Raw genomic sequence first — 4,813 nt, forward strand, 5'->3', positions numbered from 1 at the left:
CACCACTGCCCCGATTCCGGCCCCACCACCACCGCTACACCCGATACACCTCACCACCACCGCTTCACCACGCACTCGCCCGACCGGGCGCGGGTCTCCCCCGCTCTCGAACGAACACCTCTGGAGCCAACCATGCCCAACCAGAAAACCACCCGGGTCCGCAGAAGCACCCGCGCCGTGCTGGTCGCCGTCTCCGCGGGCTCACTGCTGGCCGCGTGCAGCGGGGCCGGCGGGTCGAGTCCGGAAGCCGGCGGCGAGAGCATCAACGTCCTCATGGTCGGCAACCCTCAGATGGAGGACATAGCGAAGCTGACGAAGGACACGTTCACCAAGGACACCGGCATCAAGGTCAACTTCACGATCCTTCCCGAGAACGAACTGCGCGACAAGGTCACCCAGGACATCGCCACCCAGGCCGGCCAGTACGACGTTGCCACCATCGGCGCCTACGAGGTGCCCATCTGGAACAAGAACGGCTGGCTGCAGGAGCTGAGCTCCTACGCCGACAAGGACACCGCCTTCGACAAGAAGGACCTGCTCAACCCCATGGTCCAGTCGCTGTCCGGTGAGGACGAGAAGCTGTACGCGCTTCCGTTCTACGGCGAGTCGTCCTTCCTCATGTACAACAAGGAGGTCATGGAGGAGAAGGGCATCACCGTGCCCGAGCGGCCGACCTGGGAGCAGGTCGCCGACATCGCCGCCAAGGCCGACGGAGCACGCCCCGGCATGAAGGGCATCTGTCTGCGCGGCCTGGCCGGCTGGGGCGAGCTCGGCGCGTCGCTGTCCACGGTGGTCAACACCTTCGGCGGCACCTGGTTCGACAAGGACTGGAACGCCCAGGTCGACAGCCCCGAGTTCAAGAAGGCGACCGACTTCTACGTCAACCTCGTCAAGAAGCACGGCCAGGCGGGCGCGGCGCAGTCCGGGTTCACCGAGTGCCTCAACGCGATGAGCCAGGGCAAGGTCGCCATGTGGTACGACGCGACCAGCGCGGCCGGTTCGCTGGAGGACGCCAGCTCCAGCAAGATCGCGGGCAAGGTCGGCTACGCCTACGCGCCGGTGAACAAGACGGACAGCTCCGGCTGGCTGTGGACCTGGGCGTGGGCGATGCCGAAGACCACCAAGAAGGCCGACGCCGCGTCGAAGTTCATGCTCTGGGCGTCCGGCAAGGACTACGAGAAGCTCGTCGGCGAGAAGCTGGGCTGGTCGCGCGTCCCGGCCGGCAAGCGGGCCAGCACCTACGAGATCCCCGAGTACAAGGAAGCGGCCTCGGCCTTCGGTGACATCACCCTCAAGTCCATCGAGCAGGCGGACCCGACGAACCCCGGTGTGCAGCCGCGGCCCACGGTCGGCGTCCAGTTTGTGGCCGTGCCCGAGTTCCAGGACCTCGGCACCAAGGTGACGCAGGACATCTCCGCGGCCATCGCCGGCAAGACCAGCGTGGACAAGGCCCTGACCAACGGCCAGAAGCTCGCGGAGGAAGTCGCCAAGAACTACCGGTGACCCGCCGGTCGGTGACCACCACCAGGTGACCACCGGTCGGTGACCCGGTGACCACGCCGGTGCCCCCTCGCCCGTCGGACACCGGTGCGCCCGCGCGCCGACAGACAGAGTCCGCCGGCGCACGACGCCCACCGTCGCACGACGTCCGATATCCGGCATCCGGCATCCGGCAGAGCACGCGTCCGGCACGTACACCGCCCGCCCGCGCCGGCCGAGGACCCCCGTACATCCGTATCCCGTACGAGGGCCTTCGGCCGGTGCACCGGGCACCGCTTCCCCATACCCGGCCGCAACCGGCCGGCTCAAGGACCCCTCATGACCACGCTCACTCCCGCACCCAACGCGGTGCGCAAAGACCCCCCGCACCGGCCGGGCAGGCGCGAATCGCTGAACAAGTGGCGGCGCCGCGTACCGCTGCTGCCGGCGCTGATCTTCACGATCATCGTCACGCAGCTGCCGTTCGTGGCCACGCTCGTGATCTCCACCTTCCAGTGGAACATCCTCAAGCCGGGCGAACGGCACTTCACCGGCCTGTCCAACTACGCCTTCGTCTTCACCGACGAGCGGCTGCGCGCTGCGGTCCTGAACACCGTCCTGCTCACCGCGTCGGTGGTGATCATCAGCGTGCTCCTCGGACTGGGCCTGGCGATGCTCCTCGACCGCCGCTTCCCCGGCCGGGGCCTGGCCCGCACCCTGCTCATCACGCCGTTCCTGGTCATGCCGGTCGCCGCCGCACTGCTGTGGAAGCACGCCATCTACAACCCCGACTACGGCCTCCTCAACGGCACCCTGAACGCCGTCTACCGCCTCTTCGGAGCCGAGAACGGACCCACCATCGACTGGCTGTCGAACTCGGCGATGCCCGCCGTGATCGTCGCGCTGGTGTGGCAGTGGACGCCGTTCATGATGCTCATCCTGCTGGCCGGTCTCCAGGCCCAGCCCGGCGACGTACTGGAGGCCGCCCGGGTCGACGGCGCCTCGGCGCGGCAGACCTTCCTCCACATCACCCTGCCCCACCTGCGGCAGTACATCGAACTGGGCGTCCTGCTCGGGACCATCTACGTCGTGCAGACCTTCGACGCGGTCTTCACCATCACCCAGGGCGGCCCCGGCTCACAGACCACGAACCTCCCCTACGAGATCTACCTGACCATGTTCCGCAAGTACGAGTACGGCGAGGCGGCCGCCGCCGGCGTGGTCGTGGTGATCGGCGCCATCGCCATCGCCACGTTCGCCCTGCGCACCATCGCGTCCCTGTTCCGTGAGGAGGTCTCCCGGTGACCACCACCCGAACGGCGCCGGCCGCCGCCCCCGCGGCCGGGCCAAAGAAGTTCCGCCGCAAGAACACCCAGGGCGACCAGGGCTCGCCGCGGCTGACCCCGGTGTGGACCTTCGTCGCCTGGCTCGCCACGCTGGCCTTCTTCGCGCCGGTGGCCTGGATGGTGCTGACCAGCTTCCACCAGGAGGCCGACGCCGCCACCAACCCGCCCAGCCTGCTCGCGCCCTTCACCCTGGACCAGTACGAACTGCTGCTGGGCCGCGACATCACGCCGTTCCTGCTCAACTCGGCCATGGCGAGCGTCATTTCGACGCTGCTCGTGCTCGCCCTCTCGATCCCGGCGGCCTACGCGCTGTCCATCAAGCCGGTCGAGAAGTGGACCGACGTGATGTTCTTCTTCCTGTCGACGAAGTTCCTGCCCGTCATCGCGGCGCTGCTGCCGGTGTACCTGATCGTCAAGGACGCCGGGATGCTGGACAACGTCTGGACGCTGATCATCCTCTACACCGCGATGAACCTGCCGATCGCCGTGTGGATGATGCGCTCCTTCCTCGCCGAAGTGCCCAAGGAGATCCTGGAGGCCGCCGAGGTCGACGGCGCCGGGCTGCCCACGGTGCTGCTGCGCATCGTCGGCCCCGTCGCCATGCCCGGGGTCGCCGCCACCGCGCTGATCTGCTTCATCTTCAGCTGGAACGAGTTCCTGTTCGCCGTCAACCTCACCGCCACCAAAGCCTCCACCGCCCCGGTGTTCCTCGTCGGATTCATCACCAACGAGGGGCTCTTCCTCGCCCGTCTGTGCGCCGCCGCCACCCTGGTGTCCCTGCCCGTCCTCATCGCCGGCTGGGCCGCCCAGGACAAGCTGGTCCGCGGTCTGTCCCTAGGAGCAGTCAAGTGAAAGCCGCCCTCATCGAAGCCCCCGGCAAGGTCACCGTCACCACGGTCCCCGACCCCACCCCAGGACCGCGCGACGTGGTGGTCGACGTCGCCGCCTGCGGGCTGTGCGGCACCGATCTGCACATCCTCCAGGGCGAGTTCGCGCCGAAACTGCCCATCGTCCCCGGCCACGAGTTCGCCGGGGAGGTCGTCGGCATCGGCAGCGCGGTGACCGAACTCTCCCTCGGCGACCAGGTCGCCGTGGACCCCTCCCTGTACTGCTACGAGTGCCGCCACTGCCGCAACGGTCACAACAACATGTGTGAACGCTGGGCCGCGATCGGCGTCACCACCGCGGGCGGAGCCGCCCAGTACGCGGTCGCCCCGGTGGCGAACTGCGTCAAACTGCCCGAACACGTCCGCACCCAGGACGCCGCCCTGATCGAACCCCTCTCCTGCGCGGTGCGCGGCTACGACGTGCTGCAGTCCCGCCTCGGCGCACACGTCCTGATCTACGGCTCCGGAACCATGGGCCTGATGATGCTGGAACTGGCCAAGCGGACCGGCGCGGCGAGTGTGGACATGGTGGACCTCAACCCGGCCCGTCTGGAGACCGCCCGGCAGCTGGGCGTCTCCGCCTCGGCGGCGGACCCGGACGAACTGGACCGCCCCCAGGGCTGGGACCTCGTCATCGACGCCACGGGCAACGCGGCGGCGATCCAGGACGGCCTGGAGCGCGTGTCCAAGGCGGGCACCTTCCTGCAGTTCGGCGTCGCCGACTACGCGACCCGCGTGACGATCGACCCGTACCGCATCTACAACCAGGAGATCACCATCACCGGCTCGATGGCCGTCCTGCACAGCTTCGAACGCGCCGCGGACCTCTTCGCCACCGGAGTGCTCGACCCGGACATCTTCATCAGCCACCGCCTCCCCCTCGACACCTACCCCGAGGCCCTGGCCCAGTTCGCCTCCGGCCAGGGCCGCAAAATCATCATCACCCCCTGACGCGGGCCCGCGTCAGGGGGTGATGATGATTTTGCGGCCCTGGCCGGAGGCGAACTGGGCCAGGGCCTCGGGGTAGGTGTCGAGGGGGAGGCGGTGGCTGATGAAGATGTCCGGCGCGAGCACTCCGGTGGCGACGAGGTCCGTGGCGCG

The 4,813-nt window shown here is 68.5% G+C and carries 4 protein-coding genes; all 4 read left to right on the forward strand.

The features are described 5' to 3' along the window. Window positions 1–132: 132 nt before the first annotated feature. The 4 genes from AOK11_RS25470 to AOK11_RS25485 all read left to right on the forward strand — a co-directional run bounded on the left by AOK11_RS25470 (window position 133) and on the right by AOK11_RS25485 (window position 4,663). The gene (locus AOK11_RS25470) at window positions 133–1,503 is read left to right on the forward strand and encodes an ABC transporter substrate-binding protein (RefSeq protein ID WP_055596065.1); all 1,371 of its coding nucleotides are present in this window, start codon (window positions 133–135) and stop codon (window positions 1,501–1,503) included. A gap of 315 nt (window positions 1,504–1,818) precedes the next feature. Continuing rightward, complete coding sequence (locus AOK11_RS25475) at window positions 1,819–2,784, forward strand: carbohydrate ABC transporter permease (protein ID WP_055596066.1); 966 nt, start codon at window positions 1,819–1,821, stop codon at window positions 2,782–2,784. 92 nt (window positions 2,785–2,876) lie between these two features. Continuing rightward, window positions 2,877–3,677: a carbohydrate ABC transporter permease gene (locus AOK11_RS25480; protein ID WP_055596068.1), complete on the forward strand. Its 801-nt coding sequence runs from the start codon at window positions 2,877–2,879 to the stop codon at window positions 3,675–3,677. Then, a complete protein-coding gene (locus AOK11_RS25485) occupies window positions 3,674–4,663 on the forward strand; it encodes a zinc-dependent alcohol dehydrogenase family protein (protein WP_055596067.1) in 990 nt (329 codons plus the stop codon). Before AOK11_RS25480 ends, AOK11_RS25485 begins: the two co-directional genes overlap by 4 nt. The last annotated feature ends 150 nt before the right edge of the window (window positions 4,664–4,813 follow it).

This window comes from Streptomyces hirsutus (genome assembly GCF_001418415.1).
GTDB lineage: Bacteria > Actinomycetota > Actinomycetes > Streptomycetales > Streptomycetaceae > Streptomyces > Streptomyces hirsutus.

Excerpts from the sequence above, each read along its gene's own strand:
- AOK11_RS25470 (WP_055596065.1), top strand. The coding sequence starts at position 133 with ATGCCCAACCAGAAAACCACCCGGGTCCGCAGAAGCACCCGCGCCGTG.
- AOK11_RS25475 (WP_055596066.1), top strand. The coding sequence starts at position 1,819 with ATGACCACGCTCACTCCCGCACCCAACGCGGTGCGCAAAGACCCCCCG.